The 265-nt window shown below is 39.2% G+C and carries 1 protein-coding gene; it reads left to right on the top strand.

The window, feature by feature from the left end:
• A partial coding sequence (locus SB717_RS36640) for a zinc-binding dehydrogenase (RefSeq protein ID WP_410907972.1) occupies window positions 1-265 on the top strand: 265 nt, incomplete at both ends.

Here is a 265-nt window from a genome sequence, read left to right on the forward strand (position 1 = left end):
CAGTAGGTGGCAAGAATCTCGATCATTCTTTTGAAGCTGCTGCAGTCAATGGAACCGTCGTAACAATTGCAGCTCGTTCAACCCATGACCTCTCTTCTTTACACGCAAAAGGCCTCTCTCTGCACGTTACTTTTATGGCGTTAAAAATATTACATACAGATAAGCGTAATGATTGCGGAGAAATCTTAACGAAAATAACGCAAATTGTAGAAGAAGGAAAACTTCGTCCATTGCTAGATTCTAAATCTTTTACGTTTGATGAAGT

The sequence above is a fragment of the Priestia sp. SIMBA_032 genome, assembly GCF_046535215.1.
GTDB lineage: Bacteria > Bacillota > Bacilli > Bacillales > Bacillaceae_H > Priestia > Priestia aryabhattai.